Here is a 26,705-nt window from a genome sequence, read left to right as displayed (position 1 = left end):
GGATTCCGCTCAGGGCGTGAGCCGCTGTCGTGGAATGTGAGGGCCGTCCGGGGCCGGTCGATGTTCGGCGGGTCAGGGCGAGGGCCGGTCGGCGTCCGGCGGCAGGAGCGGCCCGCAGTCCCACTGCTGGAAGATCAATCGGGTCTCCACCCGCGCCACCTCGCGCCGCGAGGTGAACTCGTCGAGGACCAGACGCTGCAGATCCGCCATGTCCGCGACCGCGACATGCACGAGATAGTCGTCCGGTCCGGTGAGGTGATAGACGGTCCGCGACTCCGGCAGCGCCCGGATCCGCTCCACGAACGGCCCCACCAACTCCCGTCGGTGCGGTCTGACCTGGACCGACAGCAACGCCTCCAGACCCCGACCCAGCTTGGCCGGATCCAGCCGCAGCTGATGGCCGACGATCACGCCCGCACGCCGCAGCCGCGTCACCCGGTCCAGACAGGTGGACGGCGCGACCCCGACCTGCGCCGCGAGATCCCGGTACGTCGTCCGGGCGTCGTTCTGCAACAGCCGCAGCAGATGGAGGTCCACCGGATCGAGTACGACGGAATCGGCCATTGTTCGAACGTAACACGGTGTTCGATCCCCGAGTCCCGGTCGATGTTCACCCTGACGTCCATGAACTCAGCGAGCACGCACGCGTACGACCACGCACGCTCCACGCCGAGAGCACTGGCCACCGAGGCCGTGCACGCCGGCCGCGACGACCTCGCGCGCCAGGGCCTGCACGCTCCGCCGATCGACCTGTCGACCACCTATCCCTCGTACGACAGCCGGGGCGAGGCCGCCCGCATCGACGCCTTCGCCGGCGACGGCGCTCAGCCGGAGGGACCGCCGATCTACGGTCGGCTCGGCAACCCGACCGTCGCCCGCTTCGAGACCGCCCTCGCCCGCCTCGAAGGCACCGAGAGCGCGGTCGCCTTCGCCAGCGGCATGGCCGCCCTGAGCGCCGTCCTCCTCGTCCGCGCGTCGATGGGCCTGCGCCATGTCGTCGCCGTACGGCCCCTGTACGGCTGCAGCGACCATCTCCTCACCGCGGGGCTGCTCGGCACCGAGGTCACCTGGGTCGACCCGGCCGGCGTCGCGGACGCGCTGCGCCCCGACACGGGCCTGGTCCTCGTCGAGACCCCGGCCAACCCGACCCTCGCCGAGCTCGACCTCCGGGCCCTCGCCCACGCCTGCGGCTCGGTCCCGCTCCTCGCGGACAACACCTTCGCCACGCCCGTCCTGCAACGCCCCGTCGAACAGGGCGCGCGGCTCGTCCTGCACAGCGCCACCAAGTACCTCGGCGGGCACGGGGACGTCATGGCGGGAGTCGTGGCCTGCGACGAGGAGTTCGCCGGACGGCTCCGCCAGGTCCGCTTCGCCACCGGCGGCGTCCTGCACCCGCTCGCCGGCTACCTCCTCCTGCGGGGCCTGTCCACGCTCCCGGTCCGTGTCCGGGCGGCCTCCGCGACCGCCGCCGAACTCGTCAGCCGCCTCGCCGCGGACCCCCGTGTCGCCCGCGTCCACTATCCGCGCATCGGCGGCGCCATGATCGCCTTCGAGGTCCACGGCGATCCGCACGACGTCATCTCCGCCGTCCGCCTGATCACCCCGGCGGTGAGCCTCGGCAGCGTGGACACGCTCATCCAGCACCCGGCCTCGATCAGCCACCGCATCGTGGAGGAGTCGGACCGCCGCGACGCCGGCGTGTCCGACCGTCTCCTGCGCATGTCGGTGGGCCTGGAGGACCCGGAGGACCTGTGGGCGGACCTCGACCGCGCGTTGGGAGAAACGGTCACCGGCCTGCCGCGAGAGTGGAGCAAGGACGAGGGGCCCGCGCTCTCGACGGGGCGCGCCTAGCGGCGGGGTGCCGACGTTGGACCCCGCGCCCCGTCAGGGGCGCGGGAACCGCGCGACCAGCCCTCACTCAGGCACTCGATCCACCCGGCCCTCGACTCACCCCACCCGTCGTCGTCCCTCCGCCGTTTCCGCGACCTCCACCTCGGACAACCGCGCGGTGATCACCAGCGTTCCTTCCTCGATCTGATAGTCGAGCGGCAGTTCGAGACCCCGCATCGCCGCCACCATCCCCGTGTTGGACGCCTGCGTCACCACGTACACGTTCTCGCACCCCGCCGCGGCCGCCATCTCCACCAGACGACGCAGCAGCTCACTGCCGATGCCCCTCCGCTGCCACTCGTCCTCGACGAGCAGCGCGATCTCGGTCTCGTCGCCGTCCCAGAGAAGGTGTCCCAGCCCGACGAGGCGCCCCGAGGCCGTCTGCACGGCGAGCGTCCGCCCGAAACGCGGGCTGAGCAGGTGCTTGAGATACCGATCGGCGTCCCCCACGGGCCCGTGGTACCGCATGGTCAGCGTGCGCGCCGAGCACCGCTCGTGCATCGCCTTGGCCGCCCGCAGGTCGCCGGCGTCCGCGCGGCGCACCGTGATGTCGTTGCCCTCCGGCAGGGTCAGCACGTCGTGGCTGCGCGGGATCCGGGGCCCGAGCCGCGCGTCCAGCTCCACCAGGGCCCGCGCCCGCGCGAACTCCGTCGGCGTGAACGGCAGATACGGCCGCTCCACCGTGATCACCCCGCCCTCAGGCGCCCGCAACCGCATCACGGTGTCCTCCAGGGCCCCTTCGACCGGGACGCTCTCCTGGGCCCGGCCCGAGCCGGGAGCGGTGGCGGGCAGCGAGCGGATGGTGCAGCGGCCGAGCAACTGCCGCAGGGCGAGCGGCAGTTCCGCCGCGTCCAGGGCCGTGCGCGTGGCCAGACCGAGGATCCGGGTCGGCGCGTCCACCAGGTCGTGGGCGTCACCGCGCTCGATCCAGGTCTCGGTGCCGCCGGCCTCCGAGACGGCCCGGCCGATCTCGGTGGAGGTCAGCTCCTCGGGCGCCCGGAGGAGGAACTCGTCCACGGTGCCCTCGGCCAGCGGATGCGTCTGCAGGCTCAGGATGTCGACCCTGTGCTCCGCGAGGGCCGTGCACAGGGCGGCCAGCGAACCGGGTTCGTCCTTCACCGTCGTCCGCATCCGCCACATCAGGGTCGCACCGGTGAACACCGGGGCGGCCGCCCCGGACGGCCCGGCCTGCCGCCCTACGGCGAGCGGCGGCCGGGCCTCGGTATCGATCGTCGGCGGCGCGTGTCCGTGGCGCCGTTCCCACCAGCCGCGGAGCCCCGCCGTAGCCGACAGCAACCGGTGGCGCACCGGGCGACCGTTCTTCGCGCGCGTCACATCAGACATGTCTGGAGTCATGTGGCCACTGTGAACGAACGGTGTTGCGTGATCACGAACGCTTTGTGACTGACCGGTAAAAGCATCGATCCGCACCTTTTGTTTCTTTTTGTACGACTGGTGCTGTCCTAGTCGATGCCAAAGGTGACCGTCACTGACCGACGAGCCCCGGCTGGAGCACCTTCGTGTACAGCACGGTCCCGTCCTGCTCCCGCAGCCGCACCGTCAACTCCGCGCTGTGGCCGTCGATGTCGACCTCGCCGAAGAACTGGTAGCCGCCCGCCGGAGAGACGTTCGCCGTGGTCGGCGCCTTGACGAACACCCGCTCGGGGCCGAAGGTGCCGTCCAGCGCGTTCGCCGGGAAGGCACCGGCGTTCAGCGGGCCGGAGACGAACTCCCAGAACGGCTCGAAGTCGGTGAAGGCCGCCCGCGACGGCTGGTAGTGCTGGGCCGAGGTGTAGTGCACATCGGCCGTCAGCCACACCGTGCCGGTGACCTTGCGGTGCTTGATGAACCGCAGCAGCTCGGCGATCTGCAGCTCCCGCCCCAGCGGAGCGCCCGGGTCGCCCTGCGCCACGGCCTCGATGTTCGGCTTGCCGTCCCCGGTGTCGGGCACGACGAGGCCGAGCGGCATGTCGGAGGCGATCACCTTCCACACCGCCCGCGACCGCGCCAGCTCCCGCTTGAGCCACTCCAACTGCTCGGCTCCGAGGATGCCCACCGGGTCGGTGGTCTGCGTACCGGGCGAGTTGGCGTCGCGGTACGTCCGCATGTCCAGCACGAACACGTCCAGCAGGGGACCGTGGCGCACCACCCGGTGCACGCGGCCCTCCCGGGCGCCCGGCCGCAGTGTGGAGATCGGGAAGTACTCGCTGAACGCCCGCCGCGCCCGCGCCGCCAGCACGTCCACGCTCTTCTCGGTGTACCGGGCGTCGGTGAGGATCTCGCCCGGGTACCAGTTGTTGGTGACCTCGTGGTCGTCCCACTGCACGATCGCCGGGACCTGCGCGTTGAACCGCTTGAGGTTCTCGTCGAGCAGGTTGTAGCGGAAGTTGCCCCGGAACTCGGCGAGCGTCTCCGCGACCTTGGACTTCTCCTCGGTGGTGACGTTGCGCCAGGTGCCGCCGCCGGGAAGCGCCGCCGTCGCGGCGATCGGGCCGTCCGCGTAGATGGTGTCACCGCTGAACAGGAAGAAGTCCGGGTCCAGCGCGCCCATCGCGTCGAAGATCCGGTAGCCGCCCCGGTCCGGGTTGATGCCCCAGCCCTGCCCGGCCAGGTCGCCCGACCACACGAACCGCGCCCCGGAGCGCCGCTTCAGCGACGTCGTACGGAACGTCCCGGTGACCGGCTCCCCGGTGCGGCGCGGGTCGTCCGGATCGGCGAGCAGCACCCGGTAGTGGATCTGCTCGCCCGCCGGCAGCCCGCGCAGCCGCGTCGTACCGGTGAAGTCCGTGCCGGCGCCGAGCAGCGGGCCGTGCCATCTGCGCGGGTTGCGGAACGACTCGGTGGCGGACGTCTCGACGATCATCCGGGCCGGCCGGTCCGACCGCACCCACACCAGCCCGGAGTGCGCGGTCACGTCCCCGGCCTGCACACCCCAGCCGGCCTGGGGCCGCCCCGACAGGGCCAGCGCCGGAGCCGAACCGAGTGCGACGGAACCGGGCAGCGCCAGCGCCGCCGACGCGGCGAACGAGCCGCGCAGCACGCTGCGGCGACCGGGCAGGGAACTCGGCGGACGGTGTGACATGAATGCGCCTCCAGCGACGGATCCGGCCAATGTGCACAGCCACAACTACGCGCACGCCGCAGCGCACACGGAAACGACAAGTGAACAACTGCGCGGGGTGCGGGGGAAGCCGACGCGCGTCAGAGCTCGGGGGTACCTGTGCGTCGGCGGCTGCGGGTGGGTGGGGGCTTCTCGCGCAGTTCCCCGCGCCCCTGAAAAAGCGGGGCTGCGCCCCTGCTTTTTCGCCCCTGAAATGGCCGTAGGCCTTTCAGGGGCGCGGGGAACTGCGCGACCAGCCCCCACCGGACGGACGCTTGGGGGTCGAAGGGGCGCAGCCCCTTGAGGATGGGACGGGTAGGGGCGGCGGGGGCGAAAAACCCAGCCGTCACCCCACCACCCCCGCCAACACCCCCACCCCCTCCCGAATCCGCGCAGGAGAAAGATGCGCGTACCCCAACACCAACCGCACCCGCCCGTCCGGCACCCTCCCGTACGCCCCCAACCCCCGCACCCCCACCCCACCCTCTCCGGCCCGCTCCAGAAACCGCCCCACCACCCCATACCGCTCCGGCAGCGTCACGATGACATGCAACCCCGCGGCGATCCCCGACACCTCCGCCCCCGGAAAGTGCTCGGCGAGCGCCGACACCAGCACGTCACGCCGCTCCCGATACGCCCGCTGACACCGCCGCAACTGCCGGTCGTAGTCCCCCCGTTCAACGAACCGCGCGAAGAGCGCCTGATCGAGGGTGGGATGCCCGAGATCCATGGTCCGCTTGCGCTCGACGACCTCCTCCGCCAGCCACGCCGGGACGAGGAGCCAGCCGAGCCGCAGCCCCGGCGCGAGGGACTTGCTCACGGACCCCGTGTACGCGACCCGCTCGGGGTCGAGCCCCTGCAACGCCCCCACGGGCGCGCGGTCGTAGCGGAAGTCCCCGTCGTAGTCGTCCTCGACGATCAACCCGTCCACCGCCCGCGCCCAGTCGAGCAGCTCGCCCCGCCGCCGCGCGGAGTACGCGATCCCGGTCGGGAACTGGTGCGCCGGCGTCGTCACCACGGCCCGCACCCCCGACTCCCGCAGCGGCCCGACCGCCAGCCCCTCGTCGTCCAGCGGCAACGGCACGGTGCCGAGCCCGGTGGCGGCGTACAGCGTCCCGTGCTCGGGGCTGCCGGGGTCCTCGACGCCGACGACGCGTGTCCCGCGCGCGTGGAGCACGGATCCAAGCAGTGTGGTGGCCTGGGCCACCCCGGAGACGACGACGATCCGCTCCGGGTCGGCGACCACGCCCCGCCGCCGGACGAGCAGTTCGGCGAGCGCGGTGCGCAGCCGGGGCAGCCCGCGCGGATCCGGGTAGCCCAGCTCGTGATGCGGCAGCTCCGCGAGGACACCGCGCTGGGCCGCCGCCCACGCCGCACGGGGGAACAGCGACAGGTCGGGCGTGCCGGGCACGAAGTCGGCGCGGGCGCCCGGCGGACGCGGAGCGAGGTCACGCGCGCGTGGCGGCTCGGACGTGCGCACGGCGGCGCCCACCCAGGTCCCGGCGCCCCGGCCGCTGCGCAGATACCCCTCCGCGACCAGCTGCTCGTACGCCTCCGTCACCAGCCCCCGCGAGACCCCGAGGTCGGCTGCCAGCTCCCGGCTCGCCGGCAGCCGCGTCCCCCGCGCCAGTCGCCCCGACCGGATCGCCTCCCGCAGCGCCGTCTGCAACGTGCGTCCACGCGCGCGTGCGGGCGCGTCCGCGACGGGCAGCAGCAGCTCCCAGGCGGCGGCCCAGGGAGCGGATCCCGAAAGTGCCGCGCCGTGGTCGGAATTGGTCCCCGATGACGTCATGGAAGTGGACCTTAAAGCGGGACCGCCGACCTCCCTAACGTCGCGACCATGAAGCCCACGCCCACCGTCCCGACCACGACGACCGGCACACCCCGGACCCCGTCCGCGCTCTCCGGTTCCCTCCTCGCCGCCCTCGCCTGCGTGCTCGTCGGCGGGTCCTTCACCGCCAACAGCGTCCTGGGCGACTACCCGTACGCGGGCGGCCAGTTCCTCCGCTACGGCCTCGCCTGTCTCCTGCTGCTCCCGCTGCTCGGCCGGGACGGCACGGCACCGCTGCGCCGTCTCACCGCACGGCAGTGGGCGCGGCTGGGGCTGCTCGCGGCGGTCGGCATGGTCGGCTTCAACATCGCCGTGCTCGCCGCCGAACGCTCGGCGGAACCGGCGGTGCCGGGGGTCTTCGTGGGCTGCGCCCCGGTGGCCGTGGCCGTCCTCGTCCCGCTGACGGAGGGGCGGCGACCCCAACGGGTGGTCCTGCAAGGGGCGTTGCTGGTGGCGGCCGGCGCGTTCACCGTCCAGGGCTGGGGCCGTACGGACGGAGCGGGCATCGCCTTCTCGGTGTGCGCGCTGGCGGGCGAGATCGGCTTCGCCGTGCTGGCCGTGCCGGTGCTGCGACCGCTCGGGCCACGGCTGCTGTCGGCGACCGTGTGCGCGGTGGCCGCGGTCGAGTCGGCCCTCGTCGGCGTGGTCGTCGACGGCGGCGCGTGGTTGCGCCGCCCGGACGGCACGGAGTCGGTCGCGCTGCTGTGGCAGGCGGCGGTGGTCACGGTGGTCGGGTTCGTGTGCTGGTACATGGGCATGCAGCGCATCGGCGCCGAGCGCGCCACCCTGTTCTCCGGACTGATTCCGGTGGCCGCCGCCTGCACGGCGCCCCTCGTCGGCACGGGCTCCTACGGTGCCGCACAGGCCGTCGGCAGCGCGCTGGTCGGTGCCGGGGTCGCCCTGGGGTCGGGGGCGTTGACCCGCCGGTCAGCGGCTGCCGTCGGCGGCCGGTCAGCGGCTGCCGTCGAGGATGACGCGGGCGACCAGCGCGGGGTCGTCGTTCATGGGGCAGTGGCCGCAGCCGGGCAGCCGCACCAGCCGGGCGCCGGGGATGACCCGCTTGGCACGGACACCCTGACGGCGGACGAGCAGCCAGTCCCGGGTGCCCCAGGCCACGGTGACGGGGAGCCCGGGGACGTCGTCGGTGAACAGGACGCTGCCACCGGCCCGGAGGGTCTCGTCGAACCCGGTCGCGCCCGCCAGGGCGAGCGTCTCGGCGACCACCGCCTCGGGTGAACGGCGGCTCGGACGGGCGTAGATGGTGCTCGTCAGGGCGGTGCGGCCGACCGCCGACCGGGACAACCGTTCGACCAGCGGCAGCGGCAGCCGCCGCGCGATGTGCCGCATGGTGAGCAGCACGCCGAACGCGTAACGCCGCTCGGCCTCGTTCCAGAACCCCGCCGGGGACAGCGCCGTGACGGACCGTACGAGTTTCTCGCGGCCCAGCTCCAGGGCGAGCAGACCGCCCAGGGAGTTGCCCGCCACATGGGGGCGGTCGAGCTCCAGCGCCTCGCAGAAGGCACCGAAGACGGCGGTCGTCGTGGGCAGGTCGTAGGTGAGCCCGTCCGGCAGCGCGGGCGACGCGCCGAAGCCGGGCAGGTCGACGGTGATGACCTCGCGCTCCGCCGCCAGGATGTGCGTCACCGGGTCCCAGGCCTGCCGGTGGTGGCCGATGCCGTGCAGCAGGAGCAGCGGCTCACCGGTGCCCTCGCGGGTGTAGGAGACCGTCACGGACCGCGGGCCGAGCGGGGAGGGGACCTGGAAGGAGACCGTGGCGGCGGACATGGTGCGACTCCTCGTCTGGGCGGATGGACACGCCGGCGCACGGCGTCGTAGACAGCTTGTCAGCAACTGCTACCGGCGGGTAGTCCCCGGGAGTAACAAGCCGCGCGCAACGCCGGAATCGCCTGGACACGGCCCCGCCCCTCGGGTTGGGATGGAACGGTGACCACCGACATCGCGATCGACCTCTTCGAAGAGCACCGCCCCGTCCTGATGGGAGTCGCCTACCGCATGCTCGGCCGGGTCGCCGACGCCGAGGACGTGGTCCAGGAGGCCTGGCTGCGCTGGTCCGGCGCCGACCGCTCCGAGGTGCGCGAACCGCGCGGCTACCTGGTCCGTGTCACCACCCGCCTCGCCATCGACCGACTGCGCCAGGTGCAGTCGCGCAACGAGGCCTACCCCGGCCCGTGGCTCCCCGAGCCGTACATCACCGACTACGCGGACACCGTCCCGGACACCGCCGAGCGGGCCGTCCTCGCCGACACCGTCTCCCTCGCCGTCCTGGTCGTCATGGAGTCCCTCTCGCCCCTGGAACGCGCCGTGTTCGTGCTCCGGGAGGCCTTCGGCTACCCGTACGCCGAGATCGCGGCCATGATCGACCGTGCCGAGCCCGCCGTGCGCCAGCTCGCCGGGCGGGCCCGCAGACACGTCGACGAGCGGCGCCCGCGCTACGAGGTCGATCCCGTCGAACGCCGCGAGCTGACGGAGAAGTTCCTCGCCGCCGCGGAAGGCGGCGACCTCGACCAGCTCATGGCGCTGCTCGCCCCCGACGTCCGTCTGGTGGGCGACGGCGGCGGCATCGGCAAGGCCCCGGTGCGGGTCCTCGAGACCGCCGACAAGGTGGGACGGTTCGTGCACGGCGCGGCCGGCAAGGGCGTGCGGGCCGCCTCGTTCCGCTTCATGGAGATCAACGGCGGCTTCGCCGTGGTCCTCCTGACCGGCGACACGGTCGACAGCGTGTTCCAACTCGACGTCGCCGACGGGCGAATCCAGTGCGTCTACATCGTCCGCAACCCGGAGAAGCTGCTCTCCCTGGCGGCCGTGAAGCCTTGATGAACGCTGCCCGGCGTCCGACCTGTCGAATGCCCGAGGGTTCGATGATTGGTCTTGACCAAGGGTGGGGGCCCGCCTATGGTCGCAAGAAAGTGCAACAACCTTTAATAAACAAGGGCGCTAAAAACGCCGCCGGGCCACGGCGAAGCAGCGGAGGACAGGGTGGGGACCCAGCAGCTGGAATCGGTGCCGGAACCGAAGTACTGGCATCTGAAGACCGTGCTCAGTGAGGCATTGGACTCCGAGTTCTCGGTGGGGGAGATCCTGCCCAACGAACGTGACCTCGCGGCCCGCTTCGGCGTCGCCCGGGCCACCCTCCGCCAGGCGCTGGAGCAGCTCGAACTGGAGGGCCGACTGCAGCGCCGTCGCGGTGTCGGCACCACGGTCGCGCCCCCGCGCGTGGGCGTCGCCGTCGGCACCGAGCAGCACGCGTGGCCGGGCACCGTCGGCGACGCCTGGCAGGCCGTCGACTGCACGACCGCGGCACCGCCCGCCGCGGTCGCCGACCTCCTGGAGAGCGTCCACGGCGAGCAGGTGCACGTCGTGCGCCGCTCCCGGATGTCGCACGGCCAGCCCGTCGCCGCCGAACTGCTCTACATCCCGGCGGCCTCCGTGCCCGCCCTCTCCGCCATAGACGCCCCCTCCGGTGCCGCACGCGCGCGTGCGGTCCTGCGTGAGCTGCAGCGCCTGGAACTGGAGGGCCAGGACCGCTCGGTGGAGCTGGGCTCAGCCCGCGCGGACGACGCCAAGGAGCTCGACCGGCTGCCCGGCGCGCCCGTCCTGGTCGTCACCACCCGCTTCTTCGCCGAGGCACGTACGGCGGCGGTCTCCCTGGCCACCTACCGTGCTGACACGTGCCGCCTGACCTTCGGTGCCTCGGGCGGCGTCGAGATCCACCACGGCCCGGAGCGCCACGCGTCCTGACGCCACGGGCAGAGCCTCCCCGCCGTACCCGCCGTGCCCCTCTCGCGGGGCACGGCGTTCGCGTGCCCGGCGGCGGCTCAGCGGCGCGCCGTCACCGTGCCCTCCACCGCGAAGAGCTGCTCCTCGACGTGGTCCAGGGCGAGCCGCAGCGCGCCCATGGCGACGGCCGCCTCGCCCAGCCGGGAGAGGGCGACCCGGGGCGGGCGCAGGCAGTACCGGGCCAGCTCGCCGCGGAGGGGGTCGAGGACGTCGTCGATGCCGGCCGCCCAGCCGCCGACCACGACCAGCTCGGGATCGAGGGCCAGGACAAGGGCCGTCACGTCGTGGACGAGGCGCTGTATGAAACGGTCGACAGCCGCACGGGCCCGTACGTCGCCCTCGCGCGCGTGCTTGAAGACCTCGGCGACCGCCTGCTCGTCCAGCGGGTGCAAGGGCTCGCCCGTGGTGGACAGCAGCGCCTCGGGGGTGGCCTCCCGGCCCAGCAGGTGCAGCGCGCCGATCTCCCCGGCCGCGCCGCCGTACCCCCGGTGCAGCCGCCCGCCGATCAGCGAACCGGCGCCGGGGCTCAGCCCCGCCAGCACCAGCACCACGTCGTCGGACTCGGTGGCGGCCCCCTTCCAGTGCTCGGCGACGGCGGCCGCGTTGGCGTCGTTCTCCACCAGCACGGAGCACTTGAAGGACCGGCTGAGCCGCTCGCCCAGGTTCAGCCCCGTCCACTCCGGCAGGGCCGCGCACAGGCGTACGACGCCACCGGCCTCGATGACCCCCGGGCTGCCCACGCCCACCGCACGCAGCGAATCGCGCGACACACCGGACCTGCGCAGCAGCTCGGCGACGGTCGAGCGCAGCCGCTCCAACCGTTCCTCCGCCGACGCCGACTCGGAGATCTCCTTGGACAGCGAGCCCAGCACCCGTCCGTCGAGGTCCGCGAGCAGCGCCGCCACCCGGTGCGAGCCCACGTCCAGTCCCAGCAGATGGCCGGCCTCGGCCCGGAACCGGTAGTGCCGCGCCGGGCGCCCCTGCCGCCGGGCCGCGCCCTCCTCAGCTGCCTGCTCGACCACCAGACCGGCCTCGACCAACCCCTCCACGACGCCCTCGACCGTGGGCCGGGACAGGCCGGTGACCCTGGTGATCTCGGTCAGCGTCGCGTGGTCCGTGGCCCGCAGCGCGTGCAGCACCACGGCCGAGTTGATTCTTCGAAGCAGAGAAGGATCCCCGCCGGTCAGTGGCCCCAACGCCCGTCCTCCCAGCTCGCGCCCGTGTCTGCCGGATCGTACTCGCCACGACGCACCCCGGCGAGTGCCCGCCGCCCCCGACCTGCGCAATCCCCGCGAGCGCCTGGCCGGGCCAGGCCGCGGCGGCCCCACGCGCCCGGGTGCCGTGGTCGCCCGCTCCCGTGCGCCGACGACCCGGAGGCGACGCCTGACGGCACGCCAATTGTCAGTGGCCCGCGCTTTACTGGAGCACATGACCATCGCGCGGCATCTCGTCACGATCGACCGGCTGTGTTCCGAGGAGTTCCCCACGGCGCACGGCCGGTCGGACGTCGGCGCGGCCGGCCCCGGTTACCACCTCGCCGAGTTAGCGACGAGCGAGGATTTCTGGGACGACGACGGTACGGCACGGGAGGAGACGGAGGTCCAGTTCGAGGCGGACCGCGACGCCCTGTCCGAGCGCCTCGCCGAGCGGTGGGGGCCGCCGGACGTGTTCAGTCTGTGGAGCGTGTCCAGCCGCTACCAGGAGGGCGAGGACATACCCGAGCCCTGGGGCCCGCTCAGCGCACACGTGCCCGATGTGCACCTCTGGCAGGCCGACGGCCACGGCCGCTGGGTCGCCCTCGGCGTCTCCCAGTGGGACAAGGAGCTGCCGTTCCAACTCGTCGCGCTGATAACGGAGACAGACCCTCCGTGACCCCCGACCGCGGGCCGGTCGGTCAGTCCCCCGCAGCCACGCGCAGCCGCGCGAACTCCTCCGCCATCGTCGCCGCGGTCCAGTGCGCGTTCAGCCCGCTGGGGTTGGGCAGCACCCACACGCGTGAGGCCCCGATCGTCCGCTCCTGCGGTCCGACGGCGGCCTTGCGGTCGCCGAAGGCGGCGCGGTACGCGGTCACACCGACCACCGCGAGCCAACGCGGGCGCAGCCGCTCCACCTTGGCGGTCAGCAGCCGGCCGCCCTCCACGTACTCCTCGGCCGTCAGCTCGTCGGCGCGTGCCGTGGCACGGGCGACGACGTTGGTGATGCCGAGCCCGTACGACGGCAGCTCGCCCTGCTCGGACGGCTTCAGGAGCCGGGGCGTGAAGCCGGACAGGTGCAGCACGGGCCAGAACCGGTTGCCGGGGCGGGCGAAGTGGTGGCCCGAGGCGGCCGTCATCAGCCCCGGGTTGATGCCGCAGAAGAGGACCCGGAGGCCGTCCGCGGTGACGTCCGGCACCAGCCGGTCGCGGGCGGCCTCCAGTTCGGCCTGGGTGAAGCGGGTCAGAGGATCGCTCCCGGCGTGTAGCCGGCGGCCTCCGGGCGCTGCTTCACGATCTCCTCGATCCGGGCGACGACGACGCCGACCTGGTCGGCGGCGGCACCCGTGAAGGAGAGCTTGTCGGCCATGAGCGCGTCCAGCCCGGCACGGTCCAGCGGGATGCGGTCGTCGGCGGCGAGCTTGTCGAGCAGCTCGTTGCGCTCGGCGCCCTGCTCGCGCATGGCCAGCGCGGAGGCGACGGCGTTCTCCTTGATGGCCTCGTGCGCGACCTCGCGGCCGACGCCCGCGCGCACCGCGCCCATCAGCACCTTGGTCGTGGCGAGGAAGGGGAGGTAGCGGTCCAGCTCACGCGCGACGACCGCCGGGAACGCGCCGAACTCGTCGAGGACGGTCAGGAAGGTCTCCAGCAGACCGTCCAGCGCGAAGAACGCGTCCGGCAGCGCGACGCGGCGCACCACCGAGCAGGACACGTCGCCCTCGTTCCACTGGTCGCCCGCCAGCTCGCCGGTCATCGAGGCGTAGCCGCGCAGGATGACCATGAGGCCGTTGACGCGCTCGCAGGAGCGGGTGTTCATCTTGTGCGGCATGGCGGACGAGCCGACCTGGCCCGGCTTGAAGCCCTCGGTCACCAGCTCGTGCCCGGCCATCAGCCGGATCGTCTTGGCGATCGACGAGGGCGCCGCCGCCAGCTGGACGAGAGCCGTCACGACCTCGTAGTCCAGCGAGCGCGGGTAGACCTGGCCGACCGAGGTGAACGCCTGCGCGAAGCCGAGGTGCCCGGCGATCCGGTCCTCCAGCTCCGCCAGCTTGCCGGCGTCCCCGCCCAGCAGGTCCAGCATGTCCTGGGCCGTGCCCACCGGGCCCTTGATGCCGCGCAGCGGATACCGGCCGAGCAGCTCCTCGACCCGGCCGTACGCCACGAGCAGTTCGTCGGCGGCGGTCGCGAACCGCTTGCCGAGGGTGGTGGCCTGCGCGGCCACGTTGTGCGAACGGCCGGCCATGACCAGCTCGCCGTACTCCCCGGCGAGCTTGCCCAGCCGCGCCAGCACGGCCACCGTACGGTCGCGGACCAGCTCCAGGGAGAGCCGGATCTGCAGCTGCTCGACGTTCTCGGTGAGGTCGCGGGAGGTCATGCCCTTGTGCACGTGCTCGTGCCCGGCGAGGTCGTTGAACTCCTCGATCCGCGCCTTCACGTCGTGCCGCGTGACCTTCTCGCGCTCGGCGATGGAGGCCAGGTCGACTGTGTCGAGGACCCGCTCGTAGTCGGCGAGCGCCGCGTCCGGCACCTCGATGCCGAGGTCCTTCTGGGCCCGCAGCACGGCCAGCCAGAGCTGCCGCTCCAGCCTCACCTTCTGCTCGGGCGACCAGAGCGTGGCGAGCTCGGCGGAGGCGTAGCGTCCGGCGAGGACGTTCGGGATGCGGGGCTTGGCTGGCGCAGAAGTCACGTGGACGGAGTTTACCCGGCACCCGCGGCGGGTCACGCGTCCTGTTCGGGCTGGTCCGGGGGGTCGGTCAGGCGGTAGCCCATGCCCCGTACGGTCTCGATGCGGTCGCGGCCCAGTTTGTTTCTCAGGTAGCGGACGTACACGTCCACGATGTTCGAGCCCGGATGGAAGTCGTACCGCCACACCTGGGACAGCAACTGCTCGCGCGAGAGCACCTGGCCGGGGTTGCGCAGGAAGCACTCCGTCAGGACGAACTCCCTGGCCGTCAGGTCCACCACACGGCCGTCGACATGGATCCGCCGGGTGCGCAGGTCCAGGGAGAGGCGGCCGTGCCGCAGCACGGTCGGCTCCGCCGTACGGTTCACCCGGAGCCGCAGCCGGATGCGCGCCAGCAGTTCCGCGAACTGGAACGGCTTGACCATGTAGTCGTCGGCGCCGCCTTCGAGCCCGGCGACCGTGTCTTCGGTCGAGTCGCGTGCCGTGAGGATGACGACGGGCAGGTCCGCGTGCTCCAGCCGCAGCCGGCGCAGCACGGTGAAGCCGTCCATCAGGGGAAGCCCGAGATCGAGGACGAGCAGGTCGCACTCCCCGTTCGTGGCGCGGTCGAGCGCGGCGGCCCCGTCGCCGACCACCGTGGTGACGAACCCCTGGGCCCGCAGGCCCTTCTCCAGGAAGGCGGCGATGCGCGGTTCGTCCTCCGCGATCAGGATCCGGCTCATCGGACAGGAGCCCGGGTCGGGAGGCCGCTGTGCCGGGCGGCGAGGTCGCGTGGGACGACGAGGGTGAACGTGGCACCGCGCCAGGGGTGCGAGTCGAGCACGACGCGTCCGCCGTGCGCCTCGGTGATGGCTCTGACGATGGACAGGCCCAGCCCGGAACCGCCGCGGCGGCACGTGGCGCCGCGCTGGTGGCGGCCGAAGATGCAGGCCGCGTCGTCGGGCGTGACTCCCGGGCCGGTGTCGCGGACCCACAGCCGCACGGACCCGTCCGCCTCGTCGACCGCGGAGCCCAGAGCGACCGTGTCGTTCTCCCCGGTCAGCGTGACCGCGTTGTGCGCCAGTTCCAGCAGCGCCTGGGTGAGACGTTGGTGATCGCCGCGCAGTTCGGCCTCCGCCCGGGCGTCCACCCGCCAGCGGCGGTCGCCGAGTGCGCGCGCCTTGTCGCAGACCTCGTCGATCAGGCTTCCGACGTCGACCGTCGTGAGGCGCAGGAAATCCGGTTGCTCCGCCCGCGCCAACAGCAGCAGGTCGTCGACCATGCGCGCCATCCGGTTCAGCTCGTCGATTACCAGTGCTCTGACCTCGTCCACCTCGGCCGGTTCTCGGCTGTCGACCAGTTCGAGATGGCCGCGCACGACGGTGATCGGGGTGCGCAGCTCGTGCCCGACGTCGTCCAGGAAGTGCCGCTGATCGGTGAACGCCTTCTCCAGACGGCCGAGCATCACGTTGAAGGTGCGTCCCAGTTCGGCCAGGTCGTCGTTGCCGCTGACCCTGATCCGTTGGGTGAGGTCGGTGTCGGTGATCCGCAGGGCCGTGCGCCGCATGACCGTGATGGGCGCCAGCAGCCGTCCGGTCACGAACCAGCCGGCGAGCGCCGCCAGCAGCAGAACCCCGAGTGCCGTGACGATGTAGGCCCGCATGACGTCGGCGAACTCGGCCGCCTCCCTCTCGGTCCAGTGCGCGATGACCCAGGCTCCCGTGCGCCCCTGGTGGGTCACGGGCCGCACGGCCAGCTGCACGCGTCCCGCCGTGGTGTCGACGACCCGGAGGGCCGGCCGTTCGCCGTCGATCACCGTGTGCACCGTGCGCAGGAACGCCCGGTCGGCGCTGAGGAGTCCGGCCTCGGACTCGGGAGTCGAATAGCGCACGGCGCCGTCGATCAGCGAGAGCAGCGCCTCGTGCTCGTCGGGAACGTTGCGCCGGGTGGCGGTGAGCAGCAGCCGTTCCAGGGACGCGAACGGCTTGCCGGTCTCCGGATCGACGGCGGTGGCGTGGAATCGCTCGAACTCCGTGGCCTCCCGGTTCACATGCAGCCGCACCCGGTGGTCGATCCGGGTCTTCTGCACCACATAGATCGCGACCCCGGTGAGCGTCATCCCCAGTGCGGTGAGCAGCAGGATGGAGGCGAGCACACGCACGCGGACCGACCGCACCACGGTGAGGGTGCGCACCCGGTTCCGCAAGGTCGTCTTCATCGCACTCATCGTGAGTTGCGCCGCCACCCCCGGCACTCCCGGTACGCCCGTCAGGGGCGGATCCGCTCCGCGCGCGCGGGCGCGGTATGGACCAGACGCCGGGTGACGAGCAACTCGGTGGCGATGCCCAGAGCGGCGCGGACCAGCAGGAACACCGCCAGACCCCACACGTCCCACAGCATGGCGGCGATGACCGGCCCGGCGGCCTCGCCGACCGACAGCGCGGTGTCGAGGCCTGCGGCGACTCGACCGCCCCGGGGCCCGGCGCCGCGCGCCGCCTGGGCCAGCAGGCTTCCCCACGGTGGCCGGAAAGCCGCCTTTCCCGCGTCGTCGACCAGCCGGCCGCTCAGCATGCCGGCGGCCGTCGGGAAGGCCAGGTACAGAACGGAGGACAGCGTGTTCGCGATCCCGCGCGCTCCGGTGAGCGGCGCCGCGCCGAACCGGTCGGCGGCCAGGCCCGCCAGCGGCCCGACCAGGAGCAGGACGAACACGGACGCGGAGTAGATGGCGCCGATCTGCCCGGGAGTGAGGCCGGCGACCTCGGCGGCCAGGATGGGGAACAGACCGTGGGTCATGTGGGCGGTCATTCCGGCGAGCAGCCCCAGCGCGCACAGCAGCCGTAGCCGACGGTCGGCGAACAACCGTGACCCTGCCGGGCTCCGGTCCTTCAGCGGGTGCCCACCCGGTGACTCGACGGCCGTCGGGTCACCGGTCGTCGCGTCGGCAGGGTCGGGGTCGGTGTCGGGGTCGGGGTCGGGGTGGGTGGTGGGGTCGGCGGGGTCGGCGGGCACCGAGTCCGGCGGCTTCCGTTCGGGAGGCGGCACCCAGAGCCAGACCACGACGACCGGTACGAGGGAGATGGCCGCGACGAAGGCCCACAGCAGCCGGAAGTCGTTGCCGCTCCCGGCCAGCAGGAGTCCGCCGAGCGCCCCCGCGGAGACGGCGCCCAGGTCCTTCGCGCCGAACGACAGCGAGAAGGCCCGCCCGAGTCTCTGCTCGCCGGAGTCGGCCACCACACTGATGGACGCCGGATCGCGTGCCGCCGACGCGGCGCCCTGGACCAGGCGCGTCGCGTACAGGGAGGCGGGTGTCGTTGCGGTGAGCAGCAGCACCGACGCGACCAGACGTACCGTCACCGCGGTCAGATAACCGCGTCGGGCACCCCACCGGTCCACCGCCCGGCCCATGAAGGGTTTCACGGCCGGTTCGACCAGCGCTTTCATCGCGACGAGCGCGCCGATCTCCGTCAGTGACATGCCGAGCTGCCGGGCGTACAACGGCATCGCGAAGATCACCACGCCGAACGCGAGCCGGGTGGTGAAGCCCTCCACGACGACGGCCCGCACCGGATGGGGGCCGAGAACACCGGCCCGGTGGAGACTCTTCAATACGCCCATGCCGGCCTCCCGCCACCCACGCGGGTGTCCGCCGTGGCGAGGGCCGCGTCCGCGATCCATACGGCCGCGTCCGGCACACCCCGGTAGCCGGGGAAGGTGTTGACGTCGACGACGACCGGACCGTCGGCGCCCACGACGACGTCGACGCCCCAGCAGACCAGTCCGCACACCTCGGCGGTACGCAGCCCGAGCCGCGTCAGACACGGGTCCGGGTGCGGCACGGGCACACGCGGCACATCGAGGCGGCCGGGTTCGACCCGGACCCGCAGCACCGCGGCCCGGCGGCCCACACCGCAGACCTTGTAGTCGTAGCCGGGCCCGTCCACGACCTCCTGCACCAGCCACGGGCCGGCGCCCTCCGGGCGTTCCCCCGGGGACAGCACACCCGTTCCCCGGCCGAGCCGCCCGCACAGCGGTTTCACGAACCGGGGAGCGCCTGCCGCACGCAGCAGCCCCGCCACCGCGTCGGCGTCGGCCGCCACGGTCGTCGCCGGGACCGGCAGCCCCGCCCGGCCGAGCAGCGACAGGACCCGGGCCTTGTCGATGACCCGCAGTGTCGTGTCCAGACCGTTGAGACAGACGCCGCCCGCGTCGGCCACGGCCCCGGCGGCGCCGAGCACCGCGGGATCGCCGCCCTTGATCAGGAACACCTCGGCCGACGGCAGATCGCAGGGGCTCCAGGGCGCGGTGGCGTCGAAGGCCGTGCACCGCGCGCCGCGTGCGGCGAGCGCCGAGCGCAGCGGCCGCAGCAGCGGATTGCGGCCCGGGTCCGCGCCCGCCTCGATCAGGACGCAGACCCGCGGGCGGCTCACCGCGTCACCTGACCGGGGAGCGGCTCCCTCCGTCGGGAGACGGCGTCGGCGCGGGCGACGATGTCGGGGAGCGGGGCCGTCGGCGGGAAGCGCACGCCGTCGTCGGTGAACACGAAACCGTGGTAGCGGACGGCGATCGCGGCGGCGAACGGGTCGTCGGCCGCGAGGCCGCACACACCGGCCAGTACGGCGGACACACCCCGCTCGTCCAGCAGTCGGCGCAGCCGCCGCGCCGATGTGTCGGCCGCGGGCACCGCCTCGTCGTCGTACCCGTACAGCAGTGCCGCGGCGATGCCCAGGGCGAAGTGCGCCGGGACCCGGTGGCGGGTTCCGCGCAGCAGGGCGACCGGGCCCAGGAGGCGGTCGCCCGGGGAGAGCTTGCGGAGCGGTTCGCGGGCCACCCGGGTGACCGGGTCGGCGAGTTCGGTGTTGCCGTAGCGGGCCAGCGCCTCTGCCACCGGCCCGTGCACGTCGCCGCACTGGTCCACCTGCGGGCCCCGCCGCAGTCCCGGATACGCGGCGAGGATCGCGCGCCGCCCCTCCAGCAGGGCGCCGGCCACCACCGGCCGGACGAACGGGTCACCGATCGCCGCGTCGACGGTGCGGTGGCCGCGCAGCCAGCCGAGGTACGCGGCGAGCGCGTGACCCGCGTTGTAGACGAACAGCTTCTCGTGCAGCCGGGCGCGGTACTGGCCGGTGGCACGCACGCCGGGCAGCGTGGGCGGTGCCGTGAGCAGGGGACGGGCGTCGACGGCAAGCTGTCGCGGGGTGTCGCGGAGGAACTCGGGCACCCCCGGCTCGCGCCAGCAGCCATGGCCCACGGTCACCCGTGCGACCGCCCCGGCGACCCCGATCGGGGGGAGCGCTACTCCGCGGGCCGCGGCGGTGTCGCGGAGCGCCTCGGTCACCCGGTGGGCACATTCGGCGTTCTCCACCACCCACACATCCACCGGCCGCCCTCGGCGGGCGGCGAGCCCGGGCACCAGGCTCCGGGCGGCCTCGGCGGCGTTGGCCACACCGACGCTGAGCACGACCAGGTCCGCGGCCGTCACGGCCTCGTCCAGCTCCGCGCCCACCGACGCGGTGGTGACGTCGTGGACCTCCTCGGGTCTTTCTCCGGTGACTCGCACACGCCAACCGCCGGCGCACCGGATGCGATCCGCCGTGTCACGGGTCCGGCAGCCGAGCACCACCTCATGTCCCGCTTCGAGGAAAAGGGGCACCAGATAGCCGCACCCCAGTTTTCCGGCACCGACGACGACCACGCGCATGGCGGCTCCCTACAGGTGGCCCAGCAGGTGGTCGAAGAGGAGACCGGGCGCACCGGGTACTCCCTTGAACCCGGGAAAGGCGTTCACGTCGACGATCACCGGTCCGTCCGGCCCGTCGATCACGTCCACGCCGTAGGCGCAGAGCCCGAACACGTCGCCCGCGGCGAGCGCCAGTGCCGTCAGGCGGGAGTCCAGGCGCAGGGGGCGGCCCCACTTGTCCGACAGCGACCGGGCGGGCCAGCGGCGCAGCGTGCCGTGGACGTGCGACCCGATCACGAACAGCTTGCGGTCCCAGCCGTCGCCCGGGATCCGGTCCTGGACCAGCCAGGGGCCCCGGCCGGCGACGGGACGGCTGTCGCCCTGCTCCAGCACCGTCACCCCTTCCCCACGGCTGCCCAGCGGGGTCTTCGCGACCACCGGCCCCTCCGCCGCCATGGCGGTCACCGCCCGCGGATCGCGCACGACCCGCGCGGCGGGCACCGGGAGGTCCGCCGCCAGGAGCCGCCGCCAGGTCTCCACCCGGTCCGCGACCACCGCCGTGGCCTCCGGCGGATTGCACCACGAGGCCTCCGGTGGGGCGCCGGCCCGCGCCAGATCCGCGGTGACGGGGTGGACGGAGCGCAGGACGACCAGGTCGGCGCCGGTGAAGACGGACCGGGGAAGATCCGGGGCGTCCTGCCAGGTGCCGATGCGGGCACCCTCGGCGCGCAGTCCCGCCAGCACGGTCCAGACGATGGAGTGGGGTGTGGGCTTCTTGCCGTGGACCAGGACGACGCGCCTTCCGGCCAGGGTCGCGGTCATAGGGGGACCACCTCCGTCAGCCGGGACTCGACGAGATCGGCGACCGCGTCGGGGGCCTCGGCGATACCTGTGTAGTTGGGGAAGTCGTTCACATCGACCACCAGCGGCCCGTCGGGGGACGGAAGTACGTCCACGCCGTACAGTTCGAGGCCGGAGGCGTCCCGGCAGGCGAGCGCGAGCGTCCGCAACTCGTCGGTGACCGGCAGGGGAACCGGCTCGCTCCGTTCCGCCGACGGGAGCAGCGGCGAGGGGCGCCGCACCGCCCACACCACGTCGCCCGCTCCGTACAGCTTCACGTCGACCCCCGCCACATCGACGTAGTGCTGGGCCAGCACCATGCCCTCGGACCACGGCAACCGCCGGAGCTCGCCGGGGGAGTCCACCCGTACGATCCCGAGGCCGTTGTCGCCGTACGGGGGCTTCAGCAGCAACGGCCAGGCGGTGTCCGGCAGATCGGCCAGCGAGTCCGGCCGGTCGGCGAGGAACGTGACCGGTGTGGGCACCCCGGCCCGGGCCAGGAGCTGCACGGTGTACGGCTTGTCCCGTACGGCCTGGACGGCCTCCCAACGGTTGACCGTGCGCACACCGCTCAACTGGGCCCGCAGCAGCAGTGACAGGGCGAACGCGTTCCGGGTCCGGGGCACGACCAGGTCACCCGGCCGCAGCGCGAGCAGCGCCCTTCGGGTCGCCACCCGCCCCGGTGCGGGGTCCTCGTCCGCCCCGACCTCGGCGACCAACCGGTCCGCCGGGGCCAGCACGGCGGGCGCGGCCCGTCCACGCAACGCGTCGACCAGGGCTCCCGGCATACGCTGCGCGAGATACCGGGCGTCCGTGAGGATCACCACGCGGTTCATCGGCAGCCCCAGGCGGCTGCGGCCCCCGCCACGGCGAGCTGCTCACGCACCGCGCCGCGCAGCGCGGTGACGGTGAACGGCTTGGTCAGGAACACATTGGCCCCGGCGGCCAGACACTCCGCCCGGTGCTCGGGATCGTCGTACCCGGTCAGCACCACGACCGGCAGCTCCTGATGGTCCTCGCGCAGCATCCCGAGCATCGCCCCGCCCGGCAGTCCGGGCAGGCCGAGATCGAGAACGACACAGTCGACGCCGTCCGCCTCGGCGATGAACAGCCCCACTTCGCCGTCTTCGGACAGCACGACGTCATGCCCGTCCCGGCGCAGCGCCTTGACCACGAGGGTCGCTATGTGCGGCTCGTCCTCCACGACCAGGATGCGCGACATGGTGTCCTCCGGGTGAACGCAAGGTGAAGCGAAGGTGTCTTCAGCTGACCTTCAGCTTGAGCCGCCCCGGTGAATCAGGTGTGAGAGGGGAATGAGTGACTTCTCATGCCGCCGACGTGCGGCGACGATCCGCAGGGTGCCTGCGGGGACTACGCGTCCGCCAGCTCCGCCAGGATGTCTCCGTGGCACGGCTCGGGCGCGCACCAGCAGGCCAGCGTCCTGCCGCGCAGCTCCGGGACGAGGGCCATCAGCTCGGGGTCGGCGGTCAGGTACTCCCGGTACTTCGCCATCACCTCGGCCCGTGTCCCGTCGCGCTTCTTCTTCTCGGTGTCGTACTGGAACGGGTTGTAGAGCGGGTGCTGCGGCAGGTCCCAGTGGCCCATGGTCCAGCGGCGTCCGATGTAGACGAGGTCGCTGGGGGCGAACTCGAGCCGGGGGCCGAAGTCGCGGATGCGGCCCTTCAGGTTGATCACGGTCGTGGTCACGCAGGCCTCCCGGTAGGACGGCTCCCTACGCTAGTGGGCCCTCGTACGGCAGCAACTCGGGGCGCTTGGCCGGCCTGCCGTCGCCGGAGGAGCGGCCGGTGAGACGGCGCCCTATCCACGGCAGCAGGTACTGCCGGGCGAACCGCGCGTGGGCCACCTGGCGGGCGGTCCAGCCGGGCGGCGGGGTGACCGGCATCGGCGTCCGCCACTCCGGGTCCTCCGCCTCGTGGCCGAGCGTCTGCCAGACCGCCTCGGCGACCCGGCGGTGCCCTTCGGCGGTCAGGTGCAGCCGGTCCACGTCCCACATGCGGGGATCGCTCAGCGAGGCGGCGCCGTAGAGGTCGACGACGAGGGCGCCGTGCCGGGCGGCCAGGTCGTCGACGCACGCGAACAGCTCCTCCATGCGCGGCCGGAACCGTTCCAGGACGGGGCCCTGGCGGCCGGGGCTGCGCATCAGGACGAGCTGCTTGCATGAGGGGGCGAGACGCTCCACCGCCTCCTCCAGCAGGCCGCGCACCCGGCCCATGTCGCACTTCGGCCGGAGCGTGTCGTTCAGGCCGCCGACCAGGGTGATGACGTCCGCCTCCATCGCGGCCGCGACCTCCACCTGCTCGGCGACGATCTGGCCGATCAGCTTCCCGCGCACCGCGAGATTGGCGTACCGGAAGCCGGGCGTCCGCGCGGCCATGCGGCCGGCGAGGAGGTCCGCCCAGCCACGGTACGTACCGTCGGGGAGGAGGTCGGACATGCCTTCGGTGAAGGAGTCCCCGACCGTGACGAGGCTGGTGTACGCGGGACCGGGGGCGGGAGAACCGGCGGGGCTGGAAGTCGTCTGCATGGCGTCAAAAATGGTACCCCGAAGCACATACCCAGCGGTCGGTCACCTTGCTCACAGCCGCCGTCCGCCGCCAGCTGCCAGCCGCCGGCCGCCGGCCGCCGGCCGCGCCGCAGAGCAGCCGCCCGTCAGTCAGCCGACCAGCCGTTCGCCCGCCGTCGCCGCCATCGGCCGTCTGCCGGCCGCCAACCGTGAGCTGCCAGCCCCCAGCCCCCAGCCCCCAGCCGAGCGCCGACACGGACGGTCGCCGGCCGTCCGAGCCCGCCGAGCAGCCGCCCGCCGCCAGGCGACCGCCGACCACCGCCCGCCGCCAGGCGACCGCCGACCACCGTCCGCCGTCCGCCGACCGCCGTCCGCCGACCACCGTCCGCCGTCCGCCGCCAGCCGTCCGCGCCGCAGAGCAGCCGCCCGTCAGTCAGCCGACCAGCCGTCCGCCCGCCGTCGCCGCCATCGGCCGTCTGCCGGCCGCCAACCGTGAGCTGCCAGCCCCCAGCCCCCAGCCCCCAGCCCCCAGCCGAGCGCCGACACGGACGGTCGCCAGCCGTCCGAGCCCACCGAGCAGCCGACCAGCCGCCCGCCGCCCCCGGCCCGAGGCGGGCGGCGGGCGGGCGGGCGGCGGCGGATCACGCGGCGATCGGCAGGATGCCTCAGGCGGTCGGCTGGCCGAACAGTTCCCGGAGGACGTCCTCCATGGTGACGATGCCCGCGAGTCGGCCGTCGCCGCCCAGTACGGCCGCCAGGTGCGTGCGGCTGCGGCGCATCGCGGTGAGGACGTCGTCCAGCGGTGTGGTCTCCCGGACCCGGGCGATGGACCGCATGTCCCGGACGGAGAACGGCACGTCCCGAGGGGCCGCGTCGAGCGCGTCCTTCACATGGAGGTAGCCCACGATCCGGCGCCCCTCGTCGACCACGGGGAAGCGGGAGAACCCGGACTCGGCCGACAGCCGCTCCAGCTCCTCCGGTGTGACCCCCATGCCCGCGTAGACCACCCGCTCCAGCGGGAGGACGACGTCGCGCACGGGCCGGCGGCCCAGTTCGAGCGCGTCCCGCAGCCGTTCCTGCGCGCGGTCGTCGATGAGGCCGGCCTCGCTGGAGTCCGCGACGAGACGGGCCAGCTCGGTGTCCGAGAAGGTCGCCGCGACCTCGTCCTTCGTCTCGATCCGCATCAGCTTCAGCAGCGTGTTCGCGAAGGCGTTGACGGTGAAGATCACCGGGCGCAGCGCCCGCGACAGCGTCACCAGCGGCGGCCCGAGCAGCAGGGCGCTGCGCACCGGCTCCGCGAGGGCGATGTTCTTCGGCACCATCTCGCCGAGCAGCATGTGGAGATAGGTGGCGAGCGTCAGGGCGATCACGAAGGAGATCGCGTGCCCGGCGCCCTCCGGCACACCCATCGCGTGGAACAGCGGCTCCAGCAGGTGCTCGATCGCCGGTTCCGCGACGACACCCAGGACCAGGGTGCACAGCGTGATGCCGAGCTGCGCGGCCGCCATCAGCGCGGAGACGTGCTGCAGACCCCACAGCACGCTGCGAGCTCTGCGGTCGCCCTGTTCGGCGTACGGTTCGATCTGGCTGCGGCGTACGGAGATCAGGGCGAACTCGGCGCCCACGAAGAAGGCGTTGACGACCAGCGTCGCGAAACCGATCAGCAGCTGGACGGCGGTCATCGGGTCTCCTCCTCGTGCTCCTCGGCGGACGCCACCGGCGCGTGCAGCAGCACCCGCGCGGCCCGGCGCCCGGCCGCGTCCACCACGTCGAGCCGCCAGCCGACGACATCCACGCTGTCTCCGACGGCCGGGATACGGCCCAGTTCGGTGGCGACGAGGCCCGCGAGGGTCTCGTACGGTCCCTCGGGCGCGCGCAGGCCGACGCGGGCGAGCTGGTCGGTGCGGGCCGAGCCGTCGGCCGAGTACAGCTCCCGGCCGTTCTCGTCGGTGCCGACGGGGGCCAGGTCGGGTGTCTCGTGCGGGTCGTGCTCGTCGCGGACCTCGCCGACGACCTCCTCGACGATGTCCTCCAGGGTCACGACGCCGGCGGTGCCGCCGTACTCGTCGATGACGACGGCCATCGTGCGCTTGCCGGAGAGCCGGTCGAGGACCCGGTCGACGGTCAGCGACTCGGGCACGAGCAGCGGCTCGCGCAGCAGTTCGGCGACGGACGTGCGCAGCCGGCGCTCGGCGGGCACGGCGAGGACGTCCTTGATGTGCACGGTGCCGACGACCGTGTCCAGGCCGCCCCGGTAGACGGGGAAGCGGGACAGGCCGGTGGCCCGAGTCGCGTTGGCCACGTCCTCGCAGGTCGCCTGGGCCTCGAGGGCGATGACCTGGACGCGCGGGGTCATCACGTTCTCCGCGGTCAGATCGGCCAGGTTCAGCGTGCGCACGAACAGCTCGGCGGTGTCCTCCTCCAGGGCGCCCTCCTTGGCGGAGTGCCGGGCGAGGGCCGCCAGTTCCTGGGGGCCGCGCGCGGAGGCCAGCTCCTCGGCCGGCTCGATGCCGAAGAGCCGTACGAGACGGTTGGCGGTGTTGTTGAGATGGGTGATGAACGGCCGGAACGCGGCGCTGAACCAGCGCTGCGGGTTCGCCACCTTCTTCGCCACCGGCAGCGGCGCGGAGATCGCCCAGTTCTTGGGCACCAGCTCGCCGACGACCATCAGTACGACGGTCGACAGCGCCGTACCGATCACGAGGGCCACCGAACGCGACGCGGAGCTCGGTACGCCGACCGCCTCCAGCGGGCCCGCGATCAGCTTGGCGATGGACGGCTCGGCGAGCATGCCGACCACCAGGTTGGTGACGGTGATCCCGAGCTGGGCGCCGGAGAGCTGGAACGTCAGGTTCCGTACGGCCTTGAGGGCGCCCGCGGCACCCCGTTCGCCGCGCTCCACGGCCCGCTCCAGGCGGCCCCGGTCCACCGTGGTGAGGGAGAACTCCGCGGCGACGAAGGCGCCACAGATCAGCGAGAGCAGCACCGCCACCAGAAGGAGGAGCACTTCGATCATCGGGTCACCTCCGTCCCATGGTCGGACAGGGGCGGGAGGATCGCGCGACGTCGGGCGCCGGCGCTGGTACTGGGAGGCTCGCCCATGGGCGGACGCTCACAACCTTTCCGTAGAGGTTGACGGGTCCACCCATGGTAAAGGATCGGCAAAGGCGTGTCGGTCACACGTTCCCCG

Annotated in this window: 24 protein-coding genes and 1 pseudogene; 5 read left to right on the top strand and 20 right to left on the bottom strand. The window is 73.0% G+C overall.

What is annotated here, in order from left to right; genetic code table 11:
• Window positions 1-72 precede the first annotated feature (72 nt).
• Window positions 73-564 (bottom strand): Lrp/AsnC family transcriptional regulator, encoded by a 492-nt coding sequence (locus tag L3078_RS07500; RefSeq protein WP_239752252.1) that lies wholly within the window; start codon window positions 562-564, stop codon window positions 73-75.
• Between the two features lie 60 nt (window positions 565-624).
• Here L3078_RS07500 and L3078_RS07495 point away from each other — a divergent pair, with 60 nt between their 5' ends.
• Window positions 625-1,851 (top strand): trans-sulfuration enzyme family protein, encoded by a 1,227-nt coding sequence (locus L3078_RS07495; RefSeq protein WP_239752251.1) that lies wholly within the window; start codon window positions 625-627, stop codon window positions 1,849-1,851.
• A 96-nt stretch (window positions 1,852-1,947) separates the two neighbouring features.
• Here the strand turns inward: L3078_RS07495 and L3078_RS07490 are convergent, their stop codons facing one another.
• From L3078_RS07490 to pdxR, 3 genes are all read right to left on the bottom strand, one after another.
• Window positions 1,948-3,234: a GNAT family N-acetyltransferase gene (locus L3078_RS07490; protein ID WP_420864046.1), complete on the bottom strand. Its 1,287-nt coding sequence runs from the start codon at window positions 3,232-3,234 to the stop codon at window positions 1,948-1,950.
• Window positions 3,235-3,376: 142 nt separating this feature from the next.
• On the bottom strand, window positions 3,377-4,972 hold the full coding sequence (locus L3078_RS07485) for an alkaline phosphatase D family protein (protein ID WP_239752249.1): 1,596 nt from the start codon (window positions 4,970-4,972) through the stop codon (window positions 3,377-3,379).
• 364 nt (window positions 4,973-5,336) lie between these two features.
• Window positions 5,337-6,782, bottom strand: a complete 1,446-nt coding sequence (gene pdxR, locus L3078_RS07480; protein WP_239752248.1) for a MocR-like pyridoxine biosynthesis transcription factor PdxR — start codon at window positions 6,780-6,782, stop codon at window positions 5,337-5,339.
• A 48-nt stretch (window positions 6,783-6,830) separates the two neighbouring features.
• Here pdxR and L3078_RS07475 point away from each other — a divergent pair.
• Window positions 6,831-7,664, top strand: a pseudogene (locus L3078_RS07475) (DMT family transporter); the annotation flags it as partial.
• Between the two features lie 108 nt (window positions 7,665-7,772).
• Here the strand turns inward: L3078_RS07475 and L3078_RS07470 are convergent.
• Window positions 7,773-8,606: an alpha/beta fold hydrolase gene (locus tag L3078_RS07470; protein WP_239752247.1), complete on the bottom strand. Its 834-nt coding sequence runs from the start codon at window positions 8,604-8,606 to the stop codon at window positions 7,773-7,775.
• Between the two features lie 159 nt (window positions 8,607-8,765).
• On the opposite strand from L3078_RS07470, the gene L3078_RS07465 reads away from it, so the two are divergent.
• Window positions 8,766-9,656 carry an RNA polymerase sigma-70 factor gene (locus tag L3078_RS07465; RefSeq protein ID WP_239752246.1) on the top strand — a complete coding sequence of 297 codons (891 nt, stop codon included), beginning with the start codon at window positions 8,766-8,768 and terminating at the stop codon, window positions 9,654-9,656.
• 162 nt (window positions 9,657-9,818) lie between these two features.
• Window positions 9,819-10,580 carry a GntR family transcriptional regulator gene (locus L3078_RS07460; RefSeq protein ID WP_239752245.1) on the top strand — a complete coding sequence of 254 codons (762 nt, stop codon included), beginning with the start codon at window positions 9,819-9,821 and terminating at the stop codon, window positions 10,578-10,580.
• A gap of 77 nt (window positions 10,581-10,657) precedes the next feature.
• Here L3078_RS07460 and L3078_RS07455 read toward each other — a convergent pair whose 3' ends face one another.
• Complete coding sequence (locus L3078_RS07455; protein WP_239752244.1) at window positions 10,658-11,815, bottom strand: ROK family transcriptional regulator; 1,158 nt, start codon at window positions 11,813-11,815, stop codon at window positions 10,658-10,660.
• Window positions 11,816-12,047: 232 nt separating this feature from the next.
• Here L3078_RS07455 and L3078_RS07450 point away from each other — a divergent pair, with 232 nt between their 5' ends.
• On the top strand, window positions 12,048-12,491 hold the full coding sequence (locus L3078_RS07450) for a hypothetical protein (protein WP_239752243.1): 444 nt from the start codon (window positions 12,048-12,050) through the stop codon (window positions 12,489-12,491).
• A 22-nt stretch (window positions 12,492-12,513) separates the two neighbouring features.
• On the opposite strand, the gene mug is transcribed toward L3078_RS07450, so the two are convergent.
• From mug to L3078_RS07380, 14 genes are all read right to left on the bottom strand, one after another.
• Window positions 12,514-13,011, bottom strand: a complete 498-nt coding sequence (mug, locus tag L3078_RS07445; protein ID WP_239752242.1) for a G/U mismatch-specific DNA glycosylase — start codon at window positions 13,009-13,011, stop codon at window positions 12,514-12,516.
• Window positions 13,012-13,055: 44 nt separating this feature from the next.
• The gene (gene purB / locus L3078_RS07440) at window positions 13,056-14,498 is read right to left on the bottom strand and encodes an adenylosuccinate lyase (RefSeq protein ID WP_239752241.1); all 1,443 of its coding nucleotides are present in this window, start codon (window positions 14,496-14,498) and stop codon (window positions 13,056-13,058) included.
• A gap of 32 nt (window positions 14,499-14,530) precedes the next feature.
• Window positions 14,531-15,217: a response regulator transcription factor gene (locus tag L3078_RS07435; protein WP_239752240.1), complete on the bottom strand. Its 687-nt coding sequence runs from the start codon at window positions 15,215-15,217 to the stop codon at window positions 14,531-14,533.
• Window positions 15,214-16,692, bottom strand: a complete 1,479-nt coding sequence (locus L3078_RS07430; RefSeq protein WP_239752239.1) for a sensor histidine kinase — start codon at window positions 16,690-16,692, stop codon at window positions 15,214-15,216. Before L3078_RS07430 ends, L3078_RS07435 begins: the two co-directional genes overlap by 4 nt.
• A gap of 50 nt (window positions 16,693-16,742) precedes the next feature.
• Entirely contained in the window at window positions 16,743-18,089 is a 1,347-nt protein-coding gene (locus tag L3078_RS07425) for an MFS transporter (RefSeq protein WP_239752238.1), read from the bottom strand.
• Window positions 18,077-18,901, bottom strand: coding sequence for an ATP-grasp domain-containing protein (locus tag L3078_RS07420; protein WP_239752237.1), 825 nt, complete (start codon window positions 18,899-18,901; stop codon window positions 18,077-18,079). The genes L3078_RS07425 and L3078_RS07420 overlap by 13 nt, the downstream gene beginning before the upstream one ends.
• Window positions 18,898-20,172 carry a mannitol dehydrogenase family protein gene (locus tag L3078_RS07415; protein WP_239752236.1) on the bottom strand — a complete coding sequence of 425 codons (1,275 nt, stop codon included), beginning with the start codon at window positions 20,170-20,172 and terminating at the stop codon, window positions 18,898-18,900. Before L3078_RS07415 ends, L3078_RS07420 begins: the two co-directional genes overlap by 4 nt.
• A gap of 9 nt (window positions 20,173-20,181) precedes the next feature.
• Window positions 20,182-20,973 carry an ATP-grasp domain-containing protein gene (locus L3078_RS07410; protein WP_239752235.1) on the bottom strand — a complete coding sequence of 264 codons (792 nt, stop codon included), beginning with the start codon at window positions 20,971-20,973 and terminating at the stop codon, window positions 20,182-20,184.
• Entirely contained in the window at window positions 20,970-21,827 is an 858-nt protein-coding gene (locus tag L3078_RS07405) for an ATP-grasp domain-containing protein (RefSeq protein ID WP_239752234.1), read from the bottom strand. Before L3078_RS07405 ends, L3078_RS07410 begins: the two co-directional genes overlap by 4 nt.
• Window positions 21,824-22,213 (bottom strand): response regulator transcription factor, encoded by a 390-nt coding sequence (locus L3078_RS07400; RefSeq protein WP_239752233.1) that lies wholly within the window; start codon window positions 22,211-22,213, stop codon window positions 21,824-21,826. The genes L3078_RS07405 and L3078_RS07400 overlap by 4 nt, the downstream gene beginning before the upstream one ends.
• A gap of 149 nt (window positions 22,214-22,362) precedes the next feature.
• Entirely contained in the window at window positions 22,363-22,698 is a 336-nt protein-coding gene (locus tag L3078_RS07395; RefSeq protein ID WP_239752232.1) for a DUF4326 domain-containing protein, read from the bottom strand.
• A 25-nt stretch (window positions 22,699-22,723) separates the two neighbouring features.
• On the bottom strand, window positions 22,724-23,536 hold the full coding sequence (locus L3078_RS07390) for an SGNH/GDSL hydrolase family protein (protein ID WP_239752231.1): 813 nt from the start codon (window positions 23,534-23,536) through the stop codon (window positions 22,724-22,726).
• A 644-nt stretch (window positions 23,537-24,180) separates the two neighbouring features.
• Window positions 24,181-25,197: a hemolysin family protein gene (locus L3078_RS07385; RefSeq protein ID WP_239752230.1), complete on the bottom strand. Its 1,017-nt coding sequence runs from the start codon at window positions 25,195-25,197 to the stop codon at window positions 24,181-24,183.
• Entirely contained in the window at window positions 25,194-26,531 is a 1,338-nt protein-coding gene (locus L3078_RS07380) for a hemolysin family protein (RefSeq protein ID WP_239752229.1), read from the bottom strand. Before L3078_RS07380 ends, L3078_RS07385 begins: the two co-directional genes overlap by 4 nt.
• Window positions 26,532-26,705 lie beyond the last annotated feature (174 nt).

The organism is Streptomyces deccanensis (assembly GCF_022385335.1).
Classification (GTDB): domain Bacteria; phylum Actinomycetota; class Actinomycetes; order Streptomycetales; family Streptomycetaceae; genus Streptomyces; species Streptomyces deccanensis.
This window is presented reverse-complemented; position numbering and strand designations above follow the sequence as displayed.